26 protein-coding genes are annotated in these 26,417 nt (G+C 55.3%); 6 read left to right on the top strand and 20 right to left on the bottom strand.

Going from position 1 to position 26,417, the window contains the following annotated elements; translation table 11 throughout:
• Positions 1–7 precede the first annotated feature (7 nt).
• Both ACE3MN_RS09280 and ACE3MN_RS09275 read right to left on the bottom strand, forming a co-directional pair.
• Positions 8–1,336: a 6-phospho-alpha-glucosidase gene (locus ACE3MN_RS09280; RefSeq protein WP_049089510.1), complete on the bottom strand. Its 1,329-nt coding sequence runs from the start codon at positions 1,334–1,336 to the stop codon at positions 8–10.
• Between the two features lie 11 nt (positions 1,337–1,347).
• Positions 1,348–2,883, bottom strand: coding sequence for a PTS transporter subunit EIIC (locus ACE3MN_RS09275; RefSeq protein ID WP_064342923.1), 1,536 nt, complete (start codon positions 2,881–2,883; stop codon positions 1,348–1,350).
• 258 nt (positions 2,884–3,141) lie between these two features.
• Between ACE3MN_RS09275 and ACE3MN_RS09270 the strand changes: the two genes are divergently transcribed.
• Complete coding sequence (locus tag ACE3MN_RS09270) at positions 3,142–3,840, top strand: GntR family transcriptional regulator (protein ID WP_004138839.1); 699 nt, start codon at positions 3,142–3,144, stop codon at positions 3,838–3,840.
• An 84-nt stretch (positions 3,841–3,924) separates the two neighbouring features.
• Here ACE3MN_RS09270 and ACE3MN_RS09265 read toward each other — a convergent pair whose 3' ends face one another.
• From ACE3MN_RS09265 to ACE3MN_RS09250, 4 genes are all read right to left on the bottom strand, one after another.
• Positions 3,925–4,263: a DUF1869 domain-containing protein gene (locus tag ACE3MN_RS09265; RefSeq protein ID WP_004138837.1), complete on the bottom strand. Its 339-nt coding sequence runs from the start codon at positions 4,261–4,263 to the stop codon at positions 3,925–3,927.
• Between the two features lie 8 nt (positions 4,264–4,271).
• Positions 4,272–4,604 carry a DUF1971 domain-containing protein gene (locus ACE3MN_RS09260; RefSeq protein WP_004138835.1) on the bottom strand — a complete coding sequence of 111 codons (333 nt, stop codon included), beginning with the start codon at positions 4,602–4,604 and terminating at the stop codon, positions 4,272–4,274.
• A 205-nt stretch (positions 4,605–4,809) separates the two neighbouring features.
• Entirely contained in the window at positions 4,810–6,735 is a 1,926-nt protein-coding gene (locus ACE3MN_RS09255; protein WP_224251847.1) for a putative bifunctional diguanylate cyclase/phosphodiesterase, read from the bottom strand.
• A 10-nt stretch (positions 6,736–6,745) separates the two neighbouring features.
• Positions 6,746–7,243 (bottom strand): molybdopterin-dependent oxidoreductase, encoded by a 498-nt coding sequence (locus ACE3MN_RS09250; protein ID WP_138110102.1) that lies wholly within the window; start codon positions 7,241–7,243, stop codon positions 6,746–6,748.
• A gap of 303 nt (positions 7,244–7,546) precedes the next feature.
• Here ACE3MN_RS09250 and shiA point away from each other — a divergent pair, with 303 nt between their 5' ends.
• Entirely contained in the window at positions 7,547–8,878 is a 1,332-nt protein-coding gene (gene shiA / locus ACE3MN_RS09245) for a shikimate transporter (RefSeq protein WP_049089505.1), read from the top strand.
• A 12-nt stretch (positions 8,879–8,890) separates the two neighbouring features.
• Positions 8,891–9,622: a lipoyl protein ligase domain-containing protein gene (locus ACE3MN_RS09240; protein ID WP_098140898.1), complete on the top strand. Its 732-nt coding sequence runs from the start codon at positions 8,891–8,893 to the stop codon at positions 9,620–9,622.
• Here ACE3MN_RS09240 and ACE3MN_RS09235 read toward each other — a convergent pair.
• The gene (locus ACE3MN_RS09235; protein ID WP_004138824.1) at positions 9,615–10,532 is read right to left on the bottom strand and encodes a LysR family transcriptional regulator; all 918 of its coding nucleotides are present in this window, start codon (positions 10,530–10,532) and stop codon (positions 9,615–9,617) included. The genes ACE3MN_RS09240 and ACE3MN_RS09235 overlap by 8 nt on opposite strands.
• Before the next feature lie 114 nt (positions 10,533–10,646).
• Here ACE3MN_RS09235 and ACE3MN_RS09230 point away from each other — a divergent pair, with 114 nt between their 5' ends.
• On the top strand, positions 10,647–11,036 hold the full coding sequence (locus ACE3MN_RS09230) for a tautomerase family protein (RefSeq protein WP_102650312.1): 390 nt from the start codon (positions 10,647–10,649) through the stop codon (positions 11,034–11,036).
• Here ACE3MN_RS09230 and ACE3MN_RS09225 read toward each other — a convergent pair.
• The 6 genes from ACE3MN_RS09225 to ACE3MN_RS09200 all read right to left on the bottom strand — a co-directional run bounded on the left by ACE3MN_RS09225 (position 11,033) and on the right by ACE3MN_RS09200 (position 17,143).
• A complete protein-coding gene (locus ACE3MN_RS09225; protein ID WP_064342927.1) occupies positions 11,033–12,037 on the bottom strand; it encodes a LacI family DNA-binding transcriptional regulator in 1,005 nt (334 codons plus the stop codon). The genes ACE3MN_RS09230 and ACE3MN_RS09225 overlap by 4 nt on opposite strands.
• Positions 12,038–12,160: 123 nt before the next feature.
• Positions 12,161–13,102, bottom strand: coding sequence for a sugar phosphate isomerase/epimerase family protein (locus ACE3MN_RS09220; protein WP_102650313.1), 942 nt, complete (start codon positions 13,100–13,102; stop codon positions 12,161–12,163).
• A complete protein-coding gene (locus tag ACE3MN_RS09215; protein ID WP_004103610.1) occupies positions 13,099–13,548 on the bottom strand; it encodes a PTS sugar transporter subunit IIA in 450 nt (149 codons plus the stop codon). The genes ACE3MN_RS09220 and ACE3MN_RS09215 overlap by 4 nt, the downstream gene beginning before the upstream one ends.
• 23 nt (positions 13,549–13,571) lie before the next feature.
• Positions 13,572–14,582: a Gfo/Idh/MocA family protein gene (locus ACE3MN_RS09210; RefSeq protein ID WP_004113905.1), complete on the bottom strand. Its 1,011-nt coding sequence runs from the start codon at positions 14,580–14,582 to the stop codon at positions 13,572–13,574.
• 21 nt (positions 14,583–14,603) lie between these two features.
• Positions 14,604–16,028: a sugar porter family MFS transporter gene (locus ACE3MN_RS09205; RefSeq protein ID WP_016809178.1), complete on the bottom strand. Its 1,425-nt coding sequence runs from the start codon at positions 16,026–16,028 to the stop codon at positions 14,604–14,606.
• A gap of 377 nt (positions 16,029–16,405) precedes the next feature.
• Positions 16,406–17,143: an HPP family protein gene (locus ACE3MN_RS09200; RefSeq protein WP_064342928.1), complete on the bottom strand. Its 738-nt coding sequence runs from the start codon at positions 17,141–17,143 to the stop codon at positions 16,406–16,408.
• Between the two features lie 185 nt (positions 17,144–17,328).
• Here ACE3MN_RS09200 and ACE3MN_RS09195 point away from each other — a divergent pair, with 185 nt between their 5' ends.
• Positions 17,329–18,438, top strand: a complete 1,110-nt coding sequence (locus tag ACE3MN_RS09195) for an adenosylhomocysteinase (RefSeq protein ID WP_064362685.1) — start codon at positions 17,329–17,331, stop codon at positions 18,436–18,438.
• Positions 18,439–18,569: 131 nt separating this feature from the next.
• Here ACE3MN_RS09195 and cobS read toward each other — a convergent pair whose 3' ends face one another.
• The 7 genes from cobS to dacD form a co-directional block, all read right to left on the bottom strand.
• Positions 18,570–19,310, bottom strand: a complete 741-nt coding sequence (gene cobS, locus ACE3MN_RS09190) for an adenosylcobinamide-GDP ribazoletransferase (RefSeq protein WP_064342930.1) — start codon at positions 19,308–19,310, stop codon at positions 18,570–18,572.
• Positions 19,311–19,349: 39 nt separating this feature from the next.
• Positions 19,350–19,583: a bifunctional adenosylcobinamide kinase/adenosylcobinamide-phosphate guanylyltransferase gene (locus ACE3MN_RS09185; protein WP_004138801.1), complete on the bottom strand. Its 234-nt coding sequence runs from the start codon at positions 19,581–19,583 to the stop codon at positions 19,350–19,352.
• Between the two features lie 193 nt (positions 19,584–19,776).
• On the bottom strand, positions 19,777–20,112 hold the full coding sequence (locus ACE3MN_RS09180) for a DUF496 family protein (RefSeq protein ID WP_004103624.1): 336 nt from the start codon (positions 20,110–20,112) through the stop codon (positions 19,777–19,779).
• Positions 20,113–20,280: 168 nt separating this feature from the next.
• Positions 20,281–21,339, bottom strand: a complete 1,059-nt coding sequence (locus ACE3MN_RS09175; RefSeq protein WP_004138799.1) for an FUSC family protein — start codon at positions 21,337–21,339, stop codon at positions 20,281–20,283.
• 102 nt (positions 21,340–21,441) lie between these two features.
• Positions 21,442–21,915 carry a DNA gyrase inhibitor SbmC gene (gene sbmC, locus ACE3MN_RS09170; RefSeq protein ID WP_004138797.1) on the bottom strand — a complete coding sequence of 158 codons (474 nt, stop codon included), beginning with the start codon at positions 21,913–21,915 and terminating at the stop codon, positions 21,442–21,444.
• Between the two features lie 127 nt (positions 21,916–22,042).
• Positions 22,043–23,479, bottom strand: a complete 1,437-nt coding sequence (locus ACE3MN_RS09165; protein WP_102650314.1) for a capsule assembly Wzi family protein — start codon at positions 23,477–23,479, stop codon at positions 22,043–22,045.
• A gap of 153 nt (positions 23,480–23,632) precedes the next feature.
• Positions 23,633–24,799, bottom strand: a complete 1,167-nt coding sequence (gene dacD, locus ACE3MN_RS09160) for a serine-type D-Ala-D-Ala carboxypeptidase DacD (RefSeq protein WP_004138794.1) — start codon at positions 24,797–24,799, stop codon at positions 23,633–23,635.
• Between the two features lie 180 nt (positions 24,800–24,979).
• Here dacD and sbcB point away from each other — a divergent pair, with 180 nt between their 5' ends.
• Complete coding sequence (gene sbcB, locus ACE3MN_RS09155; protein WP_004138792.1) at positions 24,980–26,404, top strand: exodeoxyribonuclease I; 1,425 nt, start codon at positions 24,980–24,982, stop codon at positions 26,402–26,404.
• Positions 26,405–26,417 lie beyond the last annotated feature (13 nt).

The raw sequence follows: 26,417 nt of genomic DNA, 5'->3' as shown, positions 1-26,417 counted from the left end.
CAGCGCATTAGCGCAGTTCCGGCCAGTAGCCGCGGTTGGCCACAATCAGTTCATCAAGGATCGCTTTTGCCACCGAAGCACTCGGTACGGTTTTGGACAGGGTCATCGCCTGCCACAGCTTCTGATAGCTTCCTTCAACCCAGGCATCAACCACCAGTTTTTCAACCGCCACCTGCTGCTCCATCATCCCCTTTTGAAACAGCGGGATCTTACCCATCGCCAGCGGCTCGGGGCCATTAACGCCCACCAGGCAAGGCACTTCGACCATCGCGGTATCGTCAAAATTCGCGATAGCGCCGTTGTTTTCCACAATCAGCAGCATTCTCTCCTGAGTGTTAAAGGCGATGGCGCAGGCGAGGTCGACGATAAAGGTCGCATGCGCCCCGGCATGGAAATGCGCCGCTTTGCCGCTCTGCCGGGCGACGATTTCTCTGGCCATATCAAACACCTCCTTCTCTCTCCCCGCCATCACCTCGTTGGCGCGAGTAAAGTCGGGGTCCGAATGGGCCACCTCATAATCGGCATAAAAATAGTATTTCAGATAGGTATTGGGCAAGGTGTCGGTATCCAGCGCAAAGACGTCCTTCACCTTTTTGAAGGTCTCAATCCAGCTCGGCGCTTTATGCTGAAAATCCTCTTTCGGACTGCAATAGCCCAGTTCGGCAACGTGGTTTTTTAAGGCCGGCATGAGATCGTTACCGGCCTTGTCGGTAATGCTGGTCCACCAGCCAAAATGGTTCAGGCCGAAATAACGCACGTTCATCTCTTTACGCGATTTAAGTCCGAGAATATCGGCAAATAACCCTTCGATGGCCACCGGCATATCGCAAATATTAATAATTTTGGCCGTTGGGCGTAGCCGACGCGTGGCCTCGGCCACGATAGCCGCCGGATTGGAATAGTTAAGCATCCACGCGCCGGGTGAATACGTTTCCATATAATCAACCAGTTCAAGGACGCCGGCGATAGAGCGCATACCATAAGCGATACCGCCCGGTCCGCAGGTTTCCTGGCCAATCACGCCATGCTTAAGCGGGATTTTCTCGTCTTTTTCGCGCATCTCATAAAGGCCTACGCGAATATGGGCCATCACAAAATCGACGCCGGTAAAGGCTTCCTGCGGATCGGTGGTGAAGCTAAATGCGACTTGCGGATAGCGTTCAGCCACCAGAATCGCACAGGCTTCACCGATAACGCTTTGCCGATCGCGATGATTATCATAGAGACGAATTTCGCTCAGCGGAAACCTGTCCATATTTTCCAGCAGCATCATCACAATTCCCGGCGTGTAGGTACTGCCGCCGCCTGCAATAGTCACAACAAATTTATTTTTCATCTTCCACCTCATTATTCATGCACATCTAAATAGCGATTCACAGCGTTACGGATTTTATTAACCCCTAAACCATAAATAACCTGAACGTGATGACCTTTAATAATGACGCTGGTACCGCCGCTGGTCTTCAGAATATGTTCCTGAATCAATGCAGGGTCCCGCACGTCAACCCGAAGTCGCGTAAAACAATTATCGACAGAACAGACATTTTCTTTGCCGCCAAGGCCGAGGATGACCTGCTCCCCTGACGCCGCGTCAGGAGAACCTGCGCTTGGCGGTTGATTAACCACGGCGACCTCTTGTTCCTGGCCGGGCGTTCGCATTTTGAAATGGATAATCATAAACTTACCGACATAATACATTGCCGCTGTTTCCATTAGCCCCAGCGCGACAAACACGGGCCAGCGCGTGAGATGCGCTCCCGCCGGAATGTTGTAAACAATAAAGTCGATAATGCCGTTGGTGGCGCAGACCCGTACATCAAGCAGCCACGCCAGCATCTGGAAAAACCCGTCTAACAGCGAATAAACCAGCCACAGCAGCGGTGCGGTAAAGATAAATAAAAACTCAAAAGGTTCGGTTATGCCCACCAGGAACGAGGTCACAATCAAAGGAATCAGCGTGATTTTTAACTTTTGCTTATTTTCGGGCCGGGCGGTTTTATAAAAGGCCAGCGCCATTCCGGCGGTACCGAATATTTTCACCATCCCGTAGGTGAGAAATCGCGCCGAATCGCTTAACGCGGCCCCGGTGTTATTGGCGATTTCGGCGAGGAAAATGGGTTTTGCCCCCACCACCGTCTGTCCATCAATCAACAGCTGTCCGCCAATGGAGGTAAACACAAACGGCGACCAAATCAGGTGGTGTAATCCGGTCGGAATAAGAAAACGATTGAGAAAACCATACAGAAAAACGCCCGCGGCCCCGAAGGTTTTCATCACCCCGGTCAGCGCCGAAATGCCGTGTTCCACGATCGGCCAGACATACACCGTGGCGATGGCAAATACGCCGACCAGCGGGATCATGATAATCAGGACCAGCTTGCTATTGCCATAAATAGAGAATGCGCCGCGAAACTCAATTTCGACAAACCGGTTATGAATAAAAGCGACCGCGCAGCCAAGAATGATGCCAAGAAATACGCCCATATCAATGACCTGGAAACCAAAAATATAGGTTTGTCCGCTGCCGTAAAGCTGCGCGTTACTGGCGCCGGCGGCGAGGCGCTGGGTCAAGGTTAGCCAACTATTATTCGCCGCCAGGTACATAAACCAGGTCATTGCGGCAACAAAAGCCGCTTCCGCTTTGCGGGTTTTAGCCAGTCCCCCCGCCAGCCCGAGGCAAAAGAAGAAGCCAAGGTTGTTCATCACTGCCCACAGCATGCTGGAAACGTATTTCCCCAGCAGATAAAGCGAGCTGTCTTCCGCTAGCCAAATTTTATTGGTTGTCATACTGAGCAACGCAATCAACAGACCAATCACCGGCAAATACAACACAGGCCCAATCATGGCCTTCGAAAAATCCTGTAATTTTTTTACCCCGATCATTCTCACCCCCGTACTGCTTATCGACCGTCAGCGCTCGAAACATGCGATTCAGCCTATGCGTCGACCGAAATAAATCAGAGGAGTTAAATCGTCATCTGTGATGAAAGTCATATATCTCTTGAAGTAATAGATATATAAATAAAATCAAATAAATAGATGACAGCTAAGACACGAAAACCTATAAAAATAAATATAATTTTAAAATCAATCAGATAGAAACAAAATTCAATAAACAGCGCCGCCAGGAGACATCTATAAGTGATATACAAATTAATCGCCGACAGGCTAAAAAATCGCATCAATAGCGATGAGTTTGAGGTCGGAGATGCGCTCCCGAGTGAAAAAGCGCTGGCCGGGGAGCTGGAGGTCTCAGTGATGACCATCCGTAAGGCGCTCACGCTGCTGGAGAGTGAGAAACTGATCGTCAAGCGTCACGGCAGCGGTTCATACGTGGCGCGCAAGAGCAATTATCACGGTGGGGAGCTTGACGGGTTCAACTACCAGATGCACATCGGCGGCGTCACCAACTATCATAACAAGGTTATTGAGTTCACGATGATCGATGCGCCTCTGGCGATCGCACAACAGTTGAAAATTGAGCCGGGTGAAAAGGTCTATTACGTCAGACGCATCCGGATGATTGACGACTCGCCTATTCTGATTGAAAACAGCTATATACCGGTGGCGATTTTTCCCTGGTTAAGCGTCGGAAATCTGGAAAGATCGAAATTTAACTATTTCAAGAAAGAGTGCAATATCACCATTCTGGAGAGCCACCGCAGCTATACCCCGGTTCTCGCCACCCGAGAACAGGCAGAGCTCTTGCAGGTTCCACAAAACAGCCTTTTGCTACGGGTGCAGTCAATCAGCTATGCGCATAACAATACCATTGTCGATTTATCCGATATTTACCAAAATACCAACAAATACAATGTCAAACACATCACTCGCCGCTAAAAACCGCTGGCTACCGCTGACGCGAATGGCGCTGGTCAACGCGGGGCGACCAGCGTCAGCTGACGGTTTGCCTTCGGCACACGACTACCAGCCGCAGACGTTAGTCTCTTCGTCGGACTCGTAGCCGCGGACAATATTAATCAGGTCTTTTACCGCGTCGGCCGCCGTCTGCGGATCCTGTAGCCCGGCCAGGGTCGCAAATTCACTATCGACCGACACGCCGTTATTATTATTGGTCACCGTTAATATAAATCCTTTTCCTCCGGCGTTATCCGTCGACAGCGTAGAAATAAGTTCAGACACGGCCTGGGCGGCGATATCAGGTACATAAAGAGCCATCGGCTTAAGATAGACTTTTTCTTTTTTCTCTTTATTGTTGCCGTTGATAACCGCTAACGCATAGCCTTTATTTTCACTGTTCATCATAATGCCTATCCCTCGATCAGAATTTTAGGGTCAACGTAAAAATCGACATTAAAAACGGTATCCTCCGTTAACGCCTCGATGCGATGCCATTTCTCAGGGGGAAAAACGCCAAATTCGCCTTCGGCAATGGTCAGGGTTTCCAGCGGATCCGCACTGGTCTCATTAGCATATCCAAAATAGCGGATCGCTCCGCGCATGACCGACAGACGCGGATAGACGCCCTGGCGGGTACCGGCATCCAGGTGCCGCTTCCAGATTGAGGCCGGCGCCGTCTGTTTGGTCCACAGCGGCGTGCTCCGGGTATGCACATAGTGGGTAGGAATAATGATTCGCTGCATGATTTTGCCTCTCTTAACGCGCCGCATATACGGTCGGAACCAGGAAAATATGTTGCATATGATATACCCCTTTCAATCGCTAAGGGTATTATTTTTTAACGACACGAATCTCTACCCCTATTTATACCTATTAGGGATTACAACGATTTAAAATAAATAAAGGCAATGTTCAGCTAAATTAACATTGCCCTTATTAAGAGATGAACTACCTGTTTTCGGGTGAATTAAGCGGCCCCGGCTTACCGATTAAATAGCCCTGTACCAGGTCACAGCCTAATTTGCGTAACGACTGCAGCTGCTCTTCTGTTTCGACTCCTTCAGCCACGATACGCATATGCAGGCTTTTGCCCATGCTGATAATCAGCCTGACGATATCGAGGTCATCTTTCTGGTCAGGAATATTAATGACAAAAGAGCGGTCGATTTTTATCTTATCAAAGGGGAAGTAGCTTAAACGCGATAACGAAGAGTAGCCGGTACCAAAATCATCAATGGAGATCTGCACCCCGAGCTCGCGCAGCTGGCTGAGGATCTCTAAAGAACGGGTATTTTCGTTAAAGACGTCAGATTCGGTGATCTCCAGATCCAGACGATGCGGGTTAAGCCCGGTGCTTCTCAATATGGCCACCACGGTATCGGTCAGCGAGCTATTAATCAGCTGAATGGGCGACACGTTAACCGACACTTTTAGCGGCGACGACCAGCTGGCGGCCGCTTCGCAGGCGGTTCTCAACACCCACTCGCCCAGCTGATTAATCAGGCCAATCTTCTCCGCGACCGGGATAAATTCGGTCGGCGGAACGCTGCCGCGCAGCGGATGGAACCAGCGCACCAGCGCTTCGTAGCCGTAGATTTCACCGTTCAGGGTGTCAGCTATCGGCTGATAGTAAACCCTAAACTCACCTTTGTTCAGCGCCTGCATGAGATCATCTTCGAAGGATTTGTTTTCCTGCTGGCGCTGAAGCAACCCAGGGCGGTATACCTGGACTTTACCGGACCCCGCTTTTTTCGCTTCATACAGCGCCAGATCGGCGCATTTATATAAATAGTCGGTGCGGCTTTCGCCGTCAGAGATAACAATCCCGATACAGGCGCCAATCTGGATCAGCGTATCGTAAATCTGATACGGCTGACTGATCTTTTCCCGGATCGCCTCCGCCCGCTCCAGCGCCATTTCCTCGTTGAGATCGTGCGAAACCAGGGCAAACTCGTCCCCTCCCAGCCGGTAGAGCGTTTCTGACGTTTTGCGAAAAAAGGAGAGACGGCTGGCCAAATCCTGCAGCAGCTTATCCCCGGCATCGTGCCCCTGGGTATCGTTGACGTCCTTGAAATTATCCAGGTCAAACAGCATGACGACCGCCGAGCCGTTATAAGGCCGCACCTGATTAACGACCTCCTGCAGACGTTGCCAGAAAGAGAGCCGGTTGGGCATACCCGTCAGCGAATCATGATAGGCATCGTACTGCAGCCGACGGTTCTGCACCTGAAGCTTCTCTTTTGAAGCCTGCAGATCGGTTGCCAGTAATTTCATCCGCACGTGGGCGCGACGCAGGGTGTTATTCTGCTTCAGCATCAACAGCCCAAGAGTGATACACAGAATAATCAGCAGAATAGAAATAGCCGAATAGATGTAATACAGGTTCTGTATTTTATCGTGGGTCAGATTAACAAGATTAAAATCCTGGGCGAGTGAAGTAGACGCAAGCGAGGTCAACGGCCCGTCGAGAGTGCTCATCTCCTGCAGCATCAGCTTCAGCTGCGCTGTCGACATGGTATCCAGCTGCTTATCCAGCCGGCCCAGAAGACCAATCAGGCTGTCAACTATCGCCTTACGGTGAGGATCTTTGCCGATAAACTTTCCCAAATCACCCTGCTGCAGCAGCGCGATCTGGCTCATCATAATTTCCAGGCGCAGGCGTACCTCATCGTGGTCGCTTCCCTTCACCTCCAGCCCCATCGCGCTTAGCCGCGCCTCGAGGCGCATGTACTCGGAGACTATCTGGGAAACGGACCACGAATCGGTATAACGCGTTAATTTTTGCAGCTCACTTTGCCGCTCATGCACCAGATAAGTAATGTAACCGGTCACAAGGAAGAGCAACAAAATAATGGCAGTGAGTATTCGATTCAAGATCAAACCCTTACTCAATTATAATCTTCGAAACCTGCCATGCCGAACGGGAATAATAAATCTGATTCTGCAATTCCGGGCTACTGTCGTAGGGATAAACAATAAATAAAGGCCCTTTATCGCGAATGCGCATATATTCGCCGTTCATTTTTAAAGCCAAAATTACCGGAAATTTATGAAAATCATCGATGGGTACGATGGTGGTGTAATCGTTTAGCGCCAGCACCCGCGCCGACTTACCTTTGGCACCGACTAAATCCATGAGTTTACTGAGGGAAATGCCGTCAAAGCGCACCTTTCCCGAGTACCACGGCGTGGTTGTGATCACCGTTTGCAACCCCAGCTTTTCTAATGCCGCGACATCAAAAACGGCGGTATCACCCTCATTCGTATTACTAATCAGGCCGGAAATAGTTAAAACGGGTTGGCCCACCGGCGCTGGCAGTTTTTCTGCAAAAGCGGAAGGGGAAACCATAACACAAAATAAAGCTGCAAAAATTAAACGCATTTAACTCACCCTTCCGAAATTGGAGACTTGTTAATTGTAAACCATTTAAGTCATTTCTTAAAAGGTGTCCCCATTGAGTTCAAAAATTAAAATTAAAAACAATAAGCGGACTCCGAAGCTCACATTCTGAACGCGTCGCAAAGACGTCCCGCGCCCGGTTAAGCAAACCCTTTATGCCTTTAAACGCCCAGAGCAGGTAAAAATCTTTTCTCTTAACCATCCGCGCGGTAGTCTCAAGGCTGGCGCGGATCCGAAAAGCGTCTCATTCCAATAATTAAAAACTCAGCAACAGACAGGACAGGTATGGACTCAACGTTAATTTCTCAACGCCCCGGCAAGGAGGCATGCTCACTCAACCGCGCCCGCAGAGCGGCCTGGGGCAGCTTCGCCGGGGCCGTGGTCGACTGGTACGACTTTCTTCTTTATGGCATCACCGCCGCGCTGGTATTTAACCGGGAGTTTTTCCCGCAAATCAGCCCGGCAATGGGCACCCTCGCCGCGTTTGCCACCTTCGGCGTCGGCTTCCTCTTCCGCCCTCTCGGCGGCATTATCTTTGGCCATTTCGGCGATCGCCTCGGCCGTAAACGCATGCTGATGCTGACGGTGTGGATGATGGGGATCGCCACCGCCTGTATCGGTCTGCTTCCCTCCTTCAGCCAGATTGGCTGGTGGGCGCCGGTTCTGCTGGTCCTGCTGCGCGCCGTCCAGGGTTTTGCGGTGGGCGGTGAATGGGGCGGCGCGGCGCTGCTGGCGGTAGAGAGCGCGCCGAAAAATAAGAAAGCGTTTTATAGCAGCGGCGTACAGGTGGGCTACGGCGTCGGGCTGCTGCTCTCTACCGGGCTGGTATCGCTGATAAGCGCCAGCACCACCGATGAACAGTTCCTCAGCTGGGGCTGGCGCCTGCCGTTCCTGTTTAGCGTCGTGCTGGTGCTGGCGGCGCTCTGGATCCGCAACGGCATGGCGGAATCCGCCGAATTTGAACAGCAGCAGCGCGAACAGCAGGGGCAGCCAAAGAAAAAGCGTCTGCCGGTCGTGGAAGCGCTATTCCGCCATCCGGGCGCGTTCTTAATGATTATCGGTCTGCGTCTGTGCGAACTGCTGACCATGTATATCGTCACCGCTTTTGCGCTCAACTATTCGACGCAAAACCTCGGTCTGCCGCGCGAGCTGTTCCTGAATATTGGCCTGCTCGTCGGCGCCATCAGTTGCCTGACCATCCCCTGCTTCGCCTGGCTGGCGGACCGCTTTGGTCGACGCCGCGTCTATATCACCGGCGCGCTGATCGGTACCCTCAGCGGCTTCCCGTTCTTTATGGCGCTCGAAAGCCAGTCTTACTTCTGGATCCTGTTTTTCGCGCTCATGCTGGCGAATATTGCGCACGACATGGTGGTTTGCGTACAGCAGCCGATGTTTACCGAAATGTTCGGCGCCAGCTATCGCTACAGCGGGGCCGGGGTGGGATATCAGGTCGCCAGCGTCGTCGGCGGCGGTTTTACGCCGTTTATCGCCGCCGCCCTGGTCACCTTATCCGGCGGCGCCTGGCATAGCGTCGCTATCTACTTGACCGCGGGCTGCCTGCTCTCCGCCCTCACGGCGATGCTGATGAAACCCAGCCGCCATGACGAAGAACCTTAGTAAGGAGAAATGATGACTCAGGATCCCTGCTGGCCGCTGCGCGTTAACCACCAGCAGCTGCCGGTTCGCTACTGCGCCGACCCAACGCTGGCCGAGCAACCGCTGTTTGACCGGGCTCGCGACGGGGAAGCGGTGGTTCAGCTCTGGCAGGCCCCGCAGGGGTTTGTGGTGCCGGGAAGCTATCGGAAATTTGCTGAACTCCCGGCGACGAGCGAGCAGTTCGCCAGCCGGGGATGGCCGGTCTGGCTGCGCCGCTCCGGCGGCGGGCTGGTGCCGCAGGGGCCGGGAATTGTCAATCTCAGCCTGGCCTGGCCGGTTTATCACTCGCTGGGCGAAGCCGCAGAGCCGATTTATCTTTCCCTCTGCGCGCTGCTGCAGCGCACGCTGGCGACTTTCGGCGTGGCCAGCCACTTCCAGGCGGTCAACGGTTCTTTTTGCGATGGTCGCTATAATCTGGCCTGCGGCGAGGGCGAGAATGCGCGAAAAATAGCCGGCACGGCCCAGTACTGGCGACCGATGGCGGAAGGTCAAGGCCATGTGGTTCTCGCGCACGCGGTGGTGTTGCTGGATGCCGACCTGGCAGCGGCTCACCGGGCAGCCAATGATTTTGAAGCCCGGCTCGGCAGTGGGCGGGTTTACCGCGCCGATAAAACCGTGACCCTGGCGGAGCTGATTTCAGACGGGGCCGATTTGCTGCCGCGCTTTCGCGAGGCGCTGGCGCAGCAGCTCGATAATATCAGCTGAAGGTCGCCTTCAGATAGCGGCTAAAGGCCTCTACCGCCCGCGATACGCGTGGCGTGTAGGGGCGAATGACGTAGAGACTTTCCGCAAACACATCCACCGGCCGCCATCCCGGCAGCAGCTCCTGTACCAGCCCGCGGCCAATCGCCTCCCTGGCGCTAAAATCCGGCAGTAAGGCAACACCCAGCCCCGCCAGCACCGCGTCGCGCAGGGATTCGCTGTTATTGGTGGCAAACGGCCCCTGCACCTTAACGCTCACCCGCTCGTCGTTGCGCTCAAAGGTCCAGTGCGGGCTTTGCGGCCCGCGCGGGTAGGTCAGGCATTGATGCTGACGCAACGCGTCAGGCGAATCGGGACGGCCAAAGCGGCGAATATAGTCCGCCGAGGCGACCACCAGGGTAGCCGTACGGCACAGCGGCCAGGCCACGTGGGTCTCCGGCAGCAGCTCGCGACGACAGTGGCGAATGGCGAGATCGAACCCCTCGCTGGCGAGCGACACCAGCCGGTCGGTCACCTCCAGTTGGAGATGAAGCTGCGGATGCTGATGCAGAAAAGGGGTAATGGCCGGGACTAGCTGCTGGCGTGAGAACGCCACCGGCGCGGTCAGGCGCAGCGTACCGCGCAGCGGGCCGCCTTCCTCATCGCAGGTGCCGGTAAAGATCTCGCGGATCTGCCCAAACGGCTCGTTCAGTTCCGCCACCAGCCGCAGGCCATCTTCGCTTAGGGTCACGCTACGGGTGGTGCGGTGCACCAGGGTTTTCCCGGTGACCCGCTCCAGTTCGCTAATTTTCTGGCTAATGGCGGATTTGCTGACCGCCAGCTTTTCCGCAGCGCGGGTATAGCTTTTTTGCTCCTCCAGCACCGTAAGCCAGTACAAATGGGTCCAGTAAATTTCCGGGCGTATCTCGCGCATATCGATTGTTCACAGAGAAAAACAATGCGTTCAAATATAGCGGTTTTTGCCGTCGTCAGCATTGGTTAGCATCACATTCACAGACCGTTAACCCGACAATAAGGATCATCTGCTATGCCATTACTGACGTTTGATATCATTGAAGGACGCAGCGAAAGCGAGATCAAAACCCTGCTGGATGCGGCACATCGCGCCGTCGTGCAGGCGTTCAAGGTGCCAGAGCGCGACCGCTACCAGATTGTTCATGAAAACAAAGCCTTCCATATGATCGTTGAAGACACCGGGCTAGGGCTGACGCGCAGCCGGGAGGTGGTGGTGGTGAGGGTATATACCAGCCCGCGCAGCGAAGAGCAGAAGCAGCTTTTTTATGCCATCCTGCAAGCTGAGCTCCAGGAGCACTGCGGGCTGAGCGGCGAGGATCTCATGATCTCGGTGATCGGCAACCACAAGGGGGACTGGAGTTTCGCTCACGGCGTAGCGCAGTATATTACTGGCGACCTTTAGCCCTGCCGACGATGCGACTGGCGCACGATGGGCTCCCCAGTGCGCCACGTCGCCGTCGGCCCTTCAGCAGCATCAATGAGCCGATTCAACGCCTCTTCCACCAGCCGCTCGCGTCGCTGATCGTAGGTCGTTAGCTGCCATTCCGGCGCCGCCGCCTCATCGATATTATCGAAACCGACAATACCCATCGTTAAATCGCGCTCGCGCAGCGCCTGAAGCGCGCCTATCGCCAGAATATCGTTTTCACAAAACAGGGCATCTACTCTTTCGCCTGCGGGCGTCGCGTCCAGATAGTCATTCATCGCCGCATATCCCCGGGTACGTAAATACTGGCCGGCAACCAGCAGAGTATCAAGCCGGCAGCCTGCCTGCTCCAGCGCCGCTTCGTATCCTTCCATCCTCATTAAATGGTGGGAAGCGGTATCCGGACCCTTCATATAGCCAAAAGTGCGATGCCCCTGCGCCAGTAGCAGTTCAGCAAGCTGCTTTCCGGCAAGCCGACCATCGATATTGACCACCTGGATTTCCGGATGATCGGTATTACGGCCAATCTGCACCAGCGGAACGCGATGAATTTCAGTGGCAATCGCGATAAGTTCCGGTGTCAGCACCGTGGCCATAAACAAGATACCGTCAACCTGGAGCTGGTAAGCCAGCGCCATCGCTGTGCGGGTATTTTCTTCATCGGTGACGTTAATCACCAGCGCCATGTAGCCACGATTCTGCAGCTGGCGAGTCACTTCGTTAAGCAGCAGCACCATGTTGGGATTGCGTAACTCGTCGACCGCCACGCCAATAATATGCGTTTGCTTTTGCGTCAGGCTACGCGCCAGTAAATTTGGTCGATATCCCAGAATATTAGCGGCTTTCATCACCTCTTCCCGGGTTTTGGGCTGGATGGAGGCCCCGGGGGTAAATGCCCGGGAAACCGTCCATTTGGAGACGCCAGCCAGTAACGCAACGTCGCTGGCGGTCGCTTTTTGTCGTTTTGGGGCGCTCATACTCGGTTTTAACGTTCCTGATAAAAAACATCCAATAGAACGTAAAATACAGCAAGATAGAATCCGCTCAACAAAAAACGCGCCGCGTTCTCCCGCCCCCCGGAGGGAAAACGCGGCCCGTTGTCACTGACTTAATGTGGCGTTGAGGGCATCAATCGACGTCCGTAGCCCTGCTTCAACGCTCATCGTCAGGTCCTCCATCTCCAGCGACACATAACCGTTATATCCGGTCATGCGCAGCACCGAGAAGAACTCTTTCCACCACTTCAAATCCTGTCCACAGCCAACCGCCACGTAGTTCCAGGTGCGGGTTTTGGTCTGCGTGACCGGCTGGTATTCCAGTAAGCCGTCGACATCCGCCAGCCCGCGTTCAATACGCGCGTCTTTACCGTGGACGTGATAAATCACCCCTTCAAGCTTACGGGCTGCGGCAATCGGGTCTGCCCCCATGGCGATCAGATGCGACGGATCGAGATTCATGCCGATTATGTCGCCAACCGCATCGCGCAGGCGCAGCAGCGTGCTCGGGTTGTAAACCAGCTGGCTGGGGAATTCCTCGAGAGCAATCTGTTCGATGCCGTGTTCAGCCGCATGGCGGGTAAAAGCCTGCCACCAGGGAATAGCAACCTCGTTCCACTGGTAATCGATCACGCCTGGCATATAGTCCGGCCAGGAAACCGTCGAGGTGATCCAGTTAGGGATTTTATCGTCCGGCCCGCCGCCCGGCAGGCCGCTCATCATGACAATCTTTTTCACCCCCAGCTTTGCCGCCAGCTCGACGGTACGATAGCTGCTGGCGGTATGCTTCTCGCCCAGCGCGCCGGGGGCCAGCGGGTTACCCGAACAGTTCAGCGCAACGATCTCCATTCCGCGCTTTTCCAGTTCTCCGCGAAACGCCGTCAGCGCTGCCGAAGAAGCCAGCAGTTCTTCAGTTTTAACATGTGGACAGGGCGACCAACCGCCTGCGGTCATCTCCACGCCCGTAATGCCGTACTGCTTGACGCGATCGAGCATTTCCGGGAACGCCAGGCCGGCGAGAACATCGGTACAGAGTGCCAGTTTCATATTCTATCCTTCTTAAATGAGTGTCCTTCGAGGATCTGCATAAACGCGTCTTTGCTGTCGGCGCTGGCCAGCAGCGTGGTTTTCACTTCGTCATCAAGCAGGTCTGCCAGATCCGCTATAACATCAATGTGTTCATTATTTTTTGCCGCCACGGCGACCACAAGGAAAGCCACTTTCCCCTCCCCCCAGCCCACGCCATCCGGGAACTGAAACAGCTGGAAACCGGTTTGCCGCACCAGGTCGATCCCCTCTTTGCTACAGTGGGGCATCGCCACTCCCGCCCCGAGCCAGGTAGAGAGCGCCTTTTCGCGATCCACCATCGATTCAAAAAAACCCTCGCTGACGTAGCCGCTGGCCTGCAGGGAATCCGCGGCAATACGCAGCGCCTTTTTCTTTGAATTCGCCCGACAGCCAATAAAAATATCTTCTGGTTTCAGCGTTAACATGCGCCTCTCCCTTCGTTAATGGGTCAGCGGTAGAGCGCCGGACACTCCGGCAGAGAGACCGCGTGCTTTTCGCCATCCTTCAGCGATGCCAGGCCAGCATCGCATACCATCGCCACGACAAATCCGTCCCACGATGATGGCCCGCTCATCTCCGCCCCCAGGTTTACCCGGTCAACGAAATTCTGCACCTCGCGATCGTAGGCGGTGGCGAAACGTTCCATACAGGTTTTGGGGATAGCACGGCTATAACCCTGTGCCGAACGGACGGTGGTGAGAGCCTGTTCGGTCAATGCGCTAATGGCATTTTCGCCAATCACTTCACAGCGAATGTCGTAACCATAATCGCAGTTAACAAACAGCTCATCATCAATACGTACGCCGGATTCGGTTTCAAAAATCACAATCAACGGATCCTGCAGATGCGCGCAGGCTCTGCGCGTTTTCTTCTGTGGTTTATCGACGCGTACCGAAACGATATTTTCGTTAAGCAGATAGCGGATAATATCGATCTCGTGGGTCGCCGAATCGTTAATCGCCATCTCCAGGGTGTAGCTTTCTGGCACGGAGGCGTTGCGATGTGCGCAATGGATGAGCAATATTTCCCCCAGTTCACCGCTATCCAGAGTCGCTTTAAGCTGGTTGTACCCTGGGTCGAAACGGCGCATAAAACCCAGCTGCAGCATACGTTTGCCGTAGGCCACTTCAGCATCAATAATCGCTTTGGCTTCATCCGCGGTTGGGGTCAGCGGCTTTTCGCAAAACACCGGTTTACCTGCCTTGATGGCGGCCAGAATTTGTTCTTTATGGACCGGACCAATAGAGCAAATAAAGATCGCATCCACGTCGTCCGATTGAATCATTTCGACCGCATCGTAATAGGGTTGAGCGCCATATTCGCGGGCAATAGTGTCGGTAACATTACGATTGATATCGCAGACGGCGCTGACCCTGGCGTTCTGAATCACCGTCTGAAAACGCTGGAGATGATCGCGCCCAATCATACCTAAACCAATTAAACCGATATTAACTGTCATATATTCCTCCATGTCGCTAAATCAGAATCTGAATTTTTGTTCAATTTGTTCAAGGGTTAAGCCACGGGTTTCCGGCAGGAACTTCACCAGCAGAATCAGCATTATGACGTTGGTTACCGCGAAGAAACCGAAGGTCATTCCGCCGCCGTAGCTGTTGAGTAAAATCGGGAAAATAGACTGAATGATGAAGTCAAATATCCATAAACCGAATACCGCAAAACCCATACCCAGACCGCGCATCCGCAGCGGGTAAATTTCCGCGAGCATCAGCCAGAACACCGGTGCGATCCAACCCTGCATAAAGGTCAGAAACATCAGCATCAGGGCAAGGATGATGTAGCTGGCGCCGGTAAAGTTGGCGTGCAAGCCACTGACGCCATCAACGGTTTCCATATGGAAGAAGAGCTTGAACGAGAGACCAATCAACACCAGGCTAAGGGTGACGCCGATCTGTCCGGTAAAGAACATTTTCCGTCGGGAATGCCTGCCAATTAACAGCATCCCTAGTAGCGTGGCCAGAATAGACACGACGCCATTAGCCACGGCACCGGTCACCGCCGCCGCATCGCCAAGTCCGGTGGCTTTCAGCACCGTCGGCGCGTAGTACATAATGGTATTCACGCCGGTTACGCGCGTTGCCAGCACAATCATCAGCCCGATCAAAATCAGCTGCAGCACCCATTTTTTCTTCAGCTCGTCAACAAATCGGCCATGGTTGATGCCAATCTGACTCACCTGCTGGATATCGCGGATCTCCTGCTCCACCTCTTCAGGCCGACGAATCGTTTTCAGCACCGCAACCGCTTTGTCTATTTGCCCCTTACGCACGAAGAAGCGCGGAGACTCCGGCATTACCAGCATTCCAATCCACAGCAGCGCGCCGGGCAGCGCCGGAATAGCCAGCATCAGCCGCCAGTTGTGCGACATGTCGGGATAGAAATTGACGATGGAAGCGTTGACGGAGTAAGCGAGAAACTGCCCGGTGACGATCATCAGTTCGTTGACCGTCACCAGCCGTTCACGCTGCGCGGGCCGCGCCAGCTCTGAAATATAAATCGGCACCGTCACTGACGCACAACCAACCGCCAGGCCGAGGATAAAGCGGGCGATTATCATCGACGACATATCCCACGCGACGGCGGTACCGAGGGCGCCAAAGATAAAAATCACCGCTACCCACAGAATATTTTTCCGCCGCCCCTGGCGGTCGGACAGCCAGCCGCCGCCAACGGAGCCGATTGCCGCGCCGAATAATAAAAACGATGTCACCAGCCCTTCCTGCAGAGGAGTGAGGCCAAGATCGTTCTTCATGAATATCAGCGCGCCGGAAATAACCCCGGTGTCATAGCCAAAGCACAGCCCACCGATGGTTGAGACGAGGGTTATTAATCTGATTTTCTTATCATTATCTGTTTTACGACTTTCAGTTATCACATGATCGGTCATTTTGTTGTCCTGTCAGGGATGAGCGTTCTATCGTTTTGTTTTTATGAATAAAAAGATCACATTGCCGATGCAGATACGGCAGGTTCTGGCATCAGGAATACATTTGCACCTTTTTGCACCCGGGTGCATTATTTAACAACTTGTTATACTCTCACGGATTAAAAAATCCATAACAAGTTATTTTGAAATATTCATTTCGTTAAGGGCGTCAACTTTTTGCTCATTGAATGGCCAATTTTGTCGATCGCAGTCACGATCCGCAGAGCTTGTCGCTTTCGGGGGGAGCAAAATGCGTGGTTCAGGCTAATGGCTGGGGAGGAAGGCTATACGAAGGGGAACCCGTGGATTAATCCGCGTTCCCCAGAGAGCCAGGGTCGTCAGGATCGCTGGGCGCTGGCGATACGCTGTCTGGCTTTTTGTTCAATATTTTCCAGCAGCTCCTGCACGTCGTCTTCATCAATGTCGAGAAACTGACCGTCCAGCAGGGCCGCATGAATATCTTCGCGCGTCACGGATATGCCCAGCGGCACCGCCTCCGCTTTCGCCTTCACTTCCTCCGCCGCCAGCGGATGCGGGTAGCGCCGTCCGACCAGGTTATTAAAAACAATGGCCAGCATCGCCAGCATCAATGAGTTGAGTAACACCGGGGTCAGAACAAAGTGATAGCCTTCGCTCTGTATCCCCGCCCCGCCGAGGATCGCCGTTAACGCCACCGCTCCGCCCGGCGGATGCAGGCAGCGCAGGAAGTACATGCCGGCGATCGCCAGCCCTGCCGCCACGCCGCAGGCCAGCGCCAGGTTCGGGATCGCTATGCCCACGGTCACGCCGATCAGCGCCGAGAGCACGTTGCCGCCGACAATCGACCAAGGCTGGGCCAGCGGGCTGCTCGGGACGCCAAACAGCAGTACCGCCGAGGCGCCCATAGGGGCGATAAACCAGATATTAACCTCGCCTAACAGCCAGTGGCTGAACAAGCTGGTCACCGCCAGGCCCGTCCCGGCGCCGATCGAGGCCAGAACAATATGTTTTCTGGCGACCGGTAAGGCGTGTGGCTTCAGGCGACCGAGAAAAATGCGGATCCGCGAAAAGAGCGATCCGGGTAATACGCTTAACATCCTGCTGCTCGCTTACGTCATCGTAAAAACTTATGCTTTATTTTCTTTTTTTAACCTTATTTTAACAACCATGTCTTTATCGTGGCTTTTTGCCATTCATTTTGTGAATGTAAAAACGGCGCGCGCTACGTTAAAATCCCCTCACCTCTGGGTATCAGCATTCTATGGATTGAAGGTCAAACACGTTGAATAACAAAATAAAATTAGAGAAAGAAATCGCATGGGCCAGTCAGAATATGCCGCGCACCCTGCGTCAGGTCGCCGCCCTGCCCGATCTCAGCGAGGTGCGTCTGGCCTGCTGTATGCATCTCGATATGAAAATGATCCCGCTGGTGCAGGGAATTCTGGAAAAAGGCGCGAAGGTTTTTCTCACCACCTGTAACCCAACCACGGTACAGGATGAGGTGGTCGCCTGGCTGGTGGAGCGCGGCGCGGAGGCCTGCGCCTGGCGCGATATGAGCGATGCCGACTGGCAGCAATCGTGGGAAAAAGCGATTGCCTGGCAGCCGACGCATCTGTGCGAAATGGGCGCGGATATTACGACCCTACTGCATCAGCGCGGGGAGTTCGGCAACGTTGTCGCCGGGCTTGAAGCGACAGGTTCGGGCGTGAGCCGTCTGGGCGATATTCGTCCTGGCTATCCGATTTTTAACTGGGATGATTTGCCGGTTAAGGAAGGACTGCACAACCGTCATATGGTCGGCCTGACCGCGTGGCATACCTTTTTCCAGACAACCCACCTGACCCTGCATGAGAAAAAAGTGCTGGTCGTCGGCTATGGTCTGGTCGGCCAGGGCGTCGCGGCGGCAGCGAAGGCCTTCGGCGGCCAGGTGATGGTGGCAGAAATCGACCCGGCACGGAGATTACAGGCGGCCTATGATGGCTGGCACGTCGTTGAATTACAGGAGGCTATCGCCTCGGCGGACGTGGTGGCCACGGCGACCGGCGGCAAAAAAGTCGTTAACCGCCAGGCGCTGGATAAGTCCAAAGATGGGGTGTTTATCCTCAACGTGGGTCACGTGGCGGAAGAGATTGACTGCGAGTACCTGCGTCAGTTTGCGCAGGAAGAGGTCATGCCCTATATCAACGCTTACCGGATGGGCGATAAAACCGTTTATCTGCTGGCGAACGGTTCGATGCTCAACCTGACCGCCGGTTTTGGCGATAGCCTGAACGCCTTTGACGTCACCCTGGCGGTGATGGCCAGCGGCATTCAGCATATTGTGACCGACGGCATGACGGCACCGGCGGACGTTTATCTCCTGCCGCAGAGCGTATGGCAAAAAGCGCTATAGCCATAGGTGCCGGATAATATCCCGGCACATTTCCCGGAGGCGGCGCGAGGCGCCTGTCCGGGCTACCGCCCCGCAGAGCGCTGCTAACCCGTAGCCCGGTCAGCGCAGCGCCACCGGGAAGAAAGCCAATCCTACAGCAGGGCCAGCAAAAATATGACTTCACCGAGCTCAATCGCCGCGCCTAAGGTGTCGCCGGTTTGCCCGCCCAGAGTACGCTTCAGCGCCTGACCCAGCGCCCATACCAGCACCAGCGTGATAAGCGCCGCGCGCAGACCGTTAACTCCGAGCAGCACTGTCGCCAGCGCCAAAGCGATCCCCATGGTAATCAGCGTCTGACGCAGCGTGATTTTGCCGATAAACAGATTGCCCAGCCCCTCTTCGCGGGCGTAGCGCTGGCGATACATCAGCAGCACCGCCATACCGCGGCCGACGGCGCAGGCGGCTGCCAGCGCGGCAAGCGCCGACGTGCCGCGCAGCGCCACCTCGCTGACCACCAGCACTTTCGCCATTAGCACGAAAATCAGCGCCAGCCCGCCGTGAGTGCCCAGCCGACTGTCGCGCATAATTTCCAGCATCCGTTCGCGCCGGCGGGCGGAGAAGATGCCATCGCAGGTATCCGCCAGCCCATCAAGATGGAAGCCGCCGGTCAACAGCGCCAGCGCCAGCACGCCGAGCAGCGCGGCAAGCGGGCCGCCGCACCACGGCTGGAGCAGCATCACGACGGCGCCGGCAATCGCCCCGAGCAGCAATCCGACCAGGGGGAATGTGACTATACTGCGTTGATATTGTTCAATTTCCAGCCCCTGGGATAAACGCGCCGGGACCGGCAGGCGGCTGATAAACGATAATGCGGCAAAAAAAGACTTAATCATTGAGAGAGGACTCCTGTCGATAAACCCCGCGGCCAGCGGTTATTCATCTCCGCCGCCGGCCGTAACCTGACTTGTGCGCGCGGCTTGAGCGCGGCCGCGTTCTTCCAGCCGCCAGTGGGCAAGCCGGGTATCACGGTGGTGTTGAATGCGCGCGGCGATTTGATTGTCGGATATCCGGGAGGTAGCGATGTAGATCGCCGAAACGAAAGAGTTGAGTAAAGATTCGGCGTCGCGGCGTTGGCCGCTATGGGCGTCGCCGGTAATCAGTATCATCGCGGCGGCACCTGTTGCAGGGACAGCATGAGATAAACCCTTCCGATATCAATATGTTTACCGCGGAAGTATACCAAATTCCTCGGGAAAGATTCAGCGTTGCATGGGGTGTTTTGCGAAGGATTTGCGAGATGGCGCAAGAGAAAGAAGAGGAACTCCGGCAGCGAGCGCCGCCGGAGCGCTTAAACGGGAATTACTCGGCAGATTTATCTTCTACTTTCGCTTCGCCCATTGCTTTCAGCTTTTTAGAGATGTCGCGACGTTCTTTGGAGATCTCGGCGTTTTTGATGATGTAGTCGTCAACGCGATCTTCGTAATCGCTCTTCATGCTGGCAATGATGCCCTGAATAGCTTCAACGCTCATGCCCGGCTTGATGTAGTCGCTCAGGTTGTCCAGCAGCAGGACGCGCTTCTGGTTATCACGGATCTTTTTCTCAACGTCCTGAATTTCACGCTGCAGTTTGTTCTTACGACGATACAGGCGAACAAACTCCAGTACGTCCTGGAAAGAAGGCTTAGTTGTTTCCATTTTTATACCCCTAATATTTGAGATTCGGATTCGCTAAAGCGACTGCTACATAGGGCTAACATAACTGTTAGCAGCCGCTGATGACAATGTTTTTTCCTTTGCCGTTATCATAACCCTAAACGCTGCTGAATCGAAGCAAGCGATGGAAAAACCACGCGAGTCTGGTCTTTATTTACGCAATGCCCGGCAGATCAAATGCGACAGCAGTTCGAGCTGGCGCGCCAGCTCGATAGTTAACCAGACATAACCATGAATGGGCGTTTCGGAGAAATTGTCGTCCTGCTGCTCTTTGATGAGCTGGCGCAGTTCGGCAACGATTTCGTTGAGCTTTTCATTGTTGGCCAGGATCGGCTGCGGGTTGCCCTCATACAGGGCGTGGGCGATAGTCAACAGCGTTTGCTGAGTCATCTGCTGGGTTTCGCGCAGCGTATGGGCATTAAGCATCACGAAGTGGCCGGGACGCGATGCCCAGTAAGCGTTGATTTGCAGCTCCAGCATGCACACCAGGTTACGGCTGACGGTCTGGATCGCCTCAAAGATGGCTTTCTGGATATGCGTCTCTTTGCTGGCGGGCGTAATCAATCCGCGCATTTTCACCACGTCGTTGAGGACCTTTTGCAGGTGCTTTTCCAGACGCGGACGCTCCACCAGGTTCGGCGAGAAGCCGGCCTGATAAAGCCGGTTGAAGGCGGTGACGTAGCTGGCCATCTGGATGCGCCAGTGCAGAAAGGCCCGCTGCGGCCAGATACCGGTGAACAGCATCGCCAGCAGGGAACCGAAGATAACGTCGCCGCTTCGCCAGAGCGCGGTCGTCATATCGCCCGGCGGCGCGCCGACAACCACCGCCAGGGTGATGCCGATCAGCAGCGCCTGGTAAGGCTTTTTGCCCAGCGCCAGCCAGCCGCAGAGGAACATCGCCACCGCGCACCACAGCAGCATGATAGGCAGCGAGATGAGCTCCAGCTTAAGCGCCACCAGCCCGAGCGCCGAGCCGAGGATCGTGCCGCCGATGCGCTCAAACGCGCGCGGTACGACGTTTCCCCAGAAGGAGATTGGCCCCATCACCACCACCAGGGTGATGAGAGGCCAGGTGCCTTCAGGAACGTTAAGCAGGCGCACCAGCACAAAGGTGAGCACAAAGGCCAATGCTATTCGCACGCCATGGACGATGCGGTAATGGCGATACAGCCGAATTTCAAATGGCTTAAGTGATTTATCCGCGCGCACAACCTACTCCGACACAACGAAAAGGCCAATTGTAACTGCTTTTTCGCCGCAAGCATCACGCGAATGTAATAAACCTTGTCCAGCGAAGGGACAATGTTCGATTTACTTCACCGCAGGCTCGACCGCGATGTACATATCAATATCCCAGTAGCCGTCCTGGTTACCATCGTTAAGATAGACTTCAAAGCAGGGTTTCATCGCCATCTGGTGCGTTTTGCTTTGCATCAGGCTCTCGAAGAACTGATACCACGGCGTTGCAAAGTCATAATTCTCGACTCTGGCACGGGCAACCGCGTACTCTCCGCCGGCGATATCGGTCATCATCACGCCTTCGCTGTTGGCGGGGATTGAGTAGTCCTCCGCCACCGTGACGGCGGTCGCGCAGCGCAGCTTTTCCGCCGGGACCTCATCAGGATTGTCGTAGTAAACGGCCACCCACTCCTGCGCCGGAACCTGGCTGTTATCAACCCACATCATTAGCTGTTCAAACCCCTGTTTAACCGTCTGCTCCCAGGGACCGACCAGATGAAACCCGGCAATTTTCTTCTTGCCCACGGACTTAACGTTATATTCCATGCTGCCTCCACCGTTGATAAAATACTGTATATATATACACATAAATTAGCAGTACTATCAGCCATAGTATGTGCGGCAATTCACAAATCCGCGCGGCAAGAAGAGTAAAAAAACCGGCGCCATCCGGTTATAAAATGAACGGCAGCTCGACGCCGATGCTGGCCCCGACATCGTCGCTGGCGCTGTGGTTGGCGTCGGTGTACCACACGGAGGTATTCAGACGTACCGTCGGCATCACATCGCCGCTCCAGCCCAGCTGCACGCCCTTCAGCGTATCGGCGCGCGGGAAGGCTTTATTGATTCGCTGGTTCTTCGGATTGACCTCTGCGTAGACCAGCCGCGCGCTCCAGCGATGGTTCTCTTCGGTTACCAGCTCTACCTTACCGGCATACAGACGCCCATCGCCGCCCATCGCGTCGCCCAGCGGATAGCCCTGCTGGTAGTAGCCGTCTTTATAGATGAAGTGGTTATAGATGTAGTTGGTGCGCCCCATGTTCGAACGGGTATCGTGGGCTTCCAGATACCAGTTAACCGCATTGCTATTCCATTGGTGATGCCCTTCCACGCCGCCAAGATAGAGGTGCGCCGAGGGTAAATATCCGGCTTCGTCCTCGCCGATCATCTGGCCGTAAATGCTCACCGGCCAGCCCAGAGCGGGCGCCAGCTTCAGCTTGAAATCAAAACCGGCCAGCTGGTTGCCGGGATCGTCGGCCGATTCGCCGGTGTTGTCATTGCCGGTCAGACCGTCCCAGAAGCTGCTGAATGATGAAGGTCGCCCTTCGCCGCCCCATTGCATGATGCGTGAGGCCCCCAGCTCCAGCGAGGAGATTGGCGAAAACGTCAGGCGGCCGCCGAAGATTTTGGTATGCGGTACGGCGGCATACTGGCTCATCTGACTGGCGGAAAGCTGATACTGCCAGGGGCCAATCCAGCTCAGCCACGAGGTTTCCGGCGCGCGCTGTTCGGCGCGCTGCAGCAGAAAACCGGTCATCGGCCGCGCGGCATCGGAGCGAATCAGGCTGCCCTCGTAGCCCGGCCCCCACCACTGCGGAATTTGCCCGAACGCAAGCCACTGATTCCACAGCTTTACCGCGCCGTATGCGCCGTTGGCGTTCACGCTCGAACCGTTGCTGATGCGCTTGTCGCCTTCAACATTGCCCTGTAGATGCAGATCCCACCCTTCGCCGCTGTTGTTCAGGGCGAGAGAAAGCGACTGGTCGGCGGGATAGGACTGGGCAAACCCCTGCGGGGTTCCCGGCTTATCAGTGGAACTGTAACCGGTAACGCGCACGTCGGCTTTCAGCGCCCTTAAACGCTGATTTACACGACTCAGAACCCCCCGCTCTGCGGAGGTTGTCGGATGCGCGTTGGCCAACGCGCGGTTAATCTCCTCCTCGCTCAGAGGCCAGGTCGACAGGCTTAACGCGAGGGTTCCGCGGTCGGATAACCAGGCTAAATCATTGCGAAATTCGTTATCGGCCAGAACGAGGCCAGAGGCAAAACTGGCGGTGCTAAAAACGGCGAAAAGTCCCAGAGAAAGCGCACTACGCGCAAAGTATTTCATCTTCCCAGCTCCATTTATGGCGCACAAACGCCAGGCTTTTTCCTGAAGGGTGACCGGGTAAGGTAATGGAGTGAAAGTAAACGAAGCGCCAACCGAAGCGGCATAATAATCAAACAGCTACGAGATGCCGCTCCGGGCGGAGCGGCGCGACAGTTACAGTTTTTGATGCAGATAATCGCTAAAGCGCGACAGCATGCCGCCCTTGCCAACGCTTTCCAGCGTCACCAGCGGCCAGTGGGCCACCACTTTATCACCATCGTACAGGGAGATTTCTCCCACCCGCTGATGGGCGGCAATCGGCGCTTCCAGCACTTTGTTATCCAGCACGTATTTGGCCTTAATGCGCGCGACTTCCGACTTCGGCAGCGCTAGCCAGAAATCCTGATCGGTCCCCAGCTTAATCTGCTCTTTATCGCCATACCAGATTCGCTCAACGCCGACCTGCTTGCCATCCTGCAGGACCTGGACGGTATCGAAGTTTTGCTGGCCCCAGTGCAGCAGCTTCGCCGCCTGCTGTTCGCGCCCTTTCGGGCTGTCGGCTCCCATCACCACCGCAATCAGCCGACGCTGGCCGTCCACCGCGGAGGCAATCAGGTTGAAGCCGGCGCCGGAAGTGTGGCCGGTCTTCAGACCATCGACGTTCATGGTCTTATCCCACAGCAGGCCGTTGCGGTTCTGCTGGGTAATGCCGTTCCACGTCAGGCTCTTCTGACTGTACATATGGTAGACGTCCGGCTCGCCGTGAATAATCGCCCGCGAGAGCACAGCGAGATCGTAGGCCGAACTGTGCTGCCCCGGCGCGTCCAGGCCGTGGACGGTTTCAAAATGGGTATCCTGCAAATGCAGTTTTTCCACGTAGCTGTTCATCAGCGCGACGAACTGCGGCTGGCCGCCGGCGACGTAGTCCGCCAGCGCCACGCAGGCATCGTTGCCGGAGTCAACGATCAGCCCGCGGCTTAAGTCGCGTACGCTGACCCGATCGCCGGGCTTAAGGAACATCAGCGAAGAGCCGTTAAAGACCGGGTTACCCTGCGCCCAGGCGTCTTTACCGACGGTGACGATGTCGTCAAAGGTGATGCGGTGGCTGTCGATGGCGCGATCGACCACGTAGCCGGTCATCAGTTTGGTCAGGCTGGCGGGATTGCGCTGCTGATGCTCGTTACCGGCGGTCAGGATCTGGCCGGTGGTGTAATCCATCAGCACCCAGGAACCGGCCTGAATAGAAGGAGGCGTCACGTTGACGGGAAAATCATTGGCGGCAAATGCGCAGGAAACGCTCGCAGCGAGCAAAGATACAGCAATAAACAAACGGCCTTTCAACGGCATATCCTCTAAATTGACAGATTCGCCGTCCTTTTTACGGAACTTCTCGTTTCAAATCAGGGTTTAATTGCAAGAAAATATGACACCGCCGGCAAGGGGCAAAGGCGATACCCTTCTGATGGCCCGGCAAATCGTTTACCATGATGGCTGCTCGCCACCAGGGATAATGAACAGATTATGCAAGATAGCGCCAACCAGCCCGGATTTTTGTTTCACGATTACGAGACCTTCGGCACCAGTCCTTCGCTCGACCGACCGTCGCAGTTTGCCGCCATCCGCACCGATGAAGACCTCAATATCGTCGGCGAACCCGAAGTCTTCTACTGCAGGATCGCCGATGACTATCTGCCGCAGCCGCAGGCGGTTATGGTTACCGGGATCACGCCGCAGGAGGCGAACGCCAAGGGCGACAGCGAAGCCGCCTTTGCCCGTCGCGTTCACGATCTGTTCACGGTGCCAAAAACCTGCATCGTCGGCTACAACAACGTGCGCTTCGATGACGAAGTGACGCGCAATATCTTTTATCGCAATTTTTACGATCCTTACGCCTGGAGCTGGCAGCACGACAACTCCCGTTGGGATCTGCTGGATGTGATGCGCGCCTGCTACGCGCTGCGCCCGGAAGGGATCAACTGGCCGGAAAACGAAGAGGGCTTACCGAGCTTCCGCCTCGAGCATCTGACCGTCGCCAACGGCATTGAGCACAGCAACGCCCACGACGCGATGGCCGACGTTTACGCCACCATCGCGATGGCAAAGCTGGTGAAAACCCAGCAGCCGCGCCTGTTTGACTATCTCTACGCCCACCGCAATAAGCGCAAGCTGGCGACGCTGATCGACGTGCCGCAAATCAAGCCGCTGGTGCATGTTTCCGGCATGTTCGGCGCAGCGCGCGGTAACACCAGCCTGGTGGCCCCGCTGGCGTGGCACCCGGACAACCGTAACGCGGTGATTATGGTCGACCTGGCCGGAGATATCGCTCCCCTGCTGGAGCTGGATGCCGACACCCTGCGCGAGCGGCTGTATACGCCGAAAAGCGAGCTGGGCGACCTGCCCGCGGTGCCGATTAAGCTGGTCCACCTCAATAAATGCCCGGTGCTGGCGCAGCAAAACACCCTGCGTCCGCAGGATGCCGACCGGCTGGGCATCAATATCCAGCGCTGTCTGGATAACGCTCAGCTGCTGCGGGCCAATCCGCAGGTGCGTGAGAAAGTGGTGGCGATTTTTGCCGAAGCGGAGCCGTTTGTGCCTTCCGATAACGTCGATGCGCAGTTGTATAACGGCTTTTTCAGCGATGCCGACCGCGCGGCGATGAAAATCGTGCTCGAAACCGAGCCGCGCAACCTGCCGGCGCTGGATATTACCTTCGCCGATAAGCGTATTGAGCGCCTGCTGTTCAACTATCGCGCGCGCAACTACCCCGGCACGCTCGATGAAGCCGAGCAGCAGCGCTGGTTAGAGCACCGTCGCCAGGTATTTACGCCTGAGTTTTTGCAGGCCTACGCCGATGAGCTGCAGATGCTGTATCAGCAGTATGCGGATGATAAAGAGAAGCTGGCGCAGCTGAAGGCGCTGTGGCAGTACGCGCAGGATATTGTTTGATTGGCAGAAATTC

This window comes from Klebsiella grimontii (assembly GCF_042137965.1).
In the GTDB taxonomy this organism is placed as follows: Bacteria; Pseudomonadota; Gammaproteobacteria; order Enterobacterales; family Enterobacteriaceae; genus Klebsiella; species Klebsiella grimontii.
Note: the sequence above shows the minus strand (reverse complement) of the source record. Positions and strands in the feature narration are given on the sequence as shown.

Excerpts from the sequence above, each read along its gene's own strand:
- ACE3MN_RS09280 (WP_049089510.1), bottom strand. The coding sequence starts at position 1,336 with ATGAAAAATAAATTTGTTGTGACTATTGCAGGCGGCGGCAGTACCTAC.
- ACE3MN_RS09275 (WP_064342923.1), bottom strand. The coding sequence starts at position 2,883 with ATGATCGGGGTAAAAAAATTACAGGATTTTTCGAAGGCCATGATTGGG.
- ACE3MN_RS09265 (WP_004138837.1), bottom strand. The coding sequence starts at position 4,263 with ATGAACAGTGAAAATAAAGGCTATGCGTTAGCGGTTATCAACGGCAAC.
- ACE3MN_RS09260 (WP_004138835.1), bottom strand. The coding sequence starts at position 4,604 with ATGCAGCGAATCATTATTCCTACCCACTATGTGCATACCCGGAGCACG.
- ACE3MN_RS09250 (WP_138110102.1), bottom strand. The coding sequence starts at position 7,243 with ATGCGTTTAATTTTTGCAGCTTTATTTTGTGTTATGGTTTCCCCTTCC.
- shiA (WP_049089505.1), top strand. The coding sequence starts at position 7,547 with ATGGACTCAACGTTAATTTCTCAACGCCCCGGCAAGGAGGCATGCTCA.
- ACE3MN_RS09240 (WP_098140898.1), top strand. The coding sequence starts at position 8,891 with ATGACTCAGGATCCCTGCTGGCCGCTGCGCGTTAACCACCAGCAGCTG.
- ACE3MN_RS09235 (WP_004138824.1), bottom strand. The coding sequence starts at position 10,532 with ATGCGCGAGATACGCCCGGAAATTTACTGGACCCATTTGTACTGGCTT.
- ACE3MN_RS09230 (WP_102650312.1), top strand. The coding sequence starts at position 10,647 with ATGCCATTACTGACGTTTGATATCATTGAAGGACGCAGCGAAAGCGAG.
- ACE3MN_RS09225 (WP_064342927.1), bottom strand. The coding sequence starts at position 12,037 with ATGAGCGCCCCAAAACGACAAAAAGCGACCGCCAGCGACGTTGCGTTA.
- ACE3MN_RS09220 (WP_102650313.1), bottom strand. The coding sequence starts at position 13,102 with ATGAAACTGGCACTCTGTACCGATGTTCTCGCCGGCCTGGCGTTCCCG.
- ACE3MN_RS09215 (WP_004103610.1), bottom strand. The coding sequence starts at position 13,548 with ATGTTAACGCTGAAACCAGAAGATATTTTTATTGGCTGTCGGGCGAAT.
- ACE3MN_RS09210 (WP_004113905.1), bottom strand. The coding sequence starts at position 14,582 with ATGACAGTTAATATCGGTTTAATTGGTTTAGGTATGATTGGGCGCGAT.
- ACE3MN_RS09205 (WP_016809178.1), bottom strand. The coding sequence starts at position 16,028 with ATGACCGATCATGTGATAACTGAAAGTCGTAAAACAGATAATGATAAG.
- ACE3MN_RS09200 (WP_064342928.1), bottom strand. The coding sequence starts at position 17,143 with ATGTTAAGCGTATTACCCGGATCGCTCTTTTCGCGGATCCGCATTTTT.
- cobS (WP_064342930.1), bottom strand. The coding sequence starts at position 19,310 with ATGATTAAGTCTTTTTTTGCCGCATTATCGTTTATCAGCCGCCTGCCG.
- ACE3MN_RS09185 (WP_004138801.1), bottom strand. The coding sequence starts at position 19,583 with ATGATACTGATTACCGGCGACGCCCATAGCGGCCAACGCCGCGACGCC.
- ACE3MN_RS09180 (WP_004103624.1), bottom strand. The coding sequence starts at position 20,112 with ATGGAAACAACTAAGCCTTCTTTCCAGGACGTACTGGAGTTTGTTCGC.
- sbmC (WP_004138797.1), bottom strand. The coding sequence starts at position 21,915 with ATGGAATATAACGTTAAGTCCGTGGGCAAGAAGAAAATTGCCGGGTTT.
- ACE3MN_RS09165 (WP_102650314.1), bottom strand. The coding sequence starts at position 23,479 with ATGAAATACTTTGCGCGTAGTGCGCTTTCTCTGGGACTTTTCGCCGTT.
- sbcB (WP_004138792.1), top strand. The coding sequence starts at position 24,980 with ATGCAAGATAGCGCCAACCAGCCCGGATTTTTGTTTCACGATTACGAG.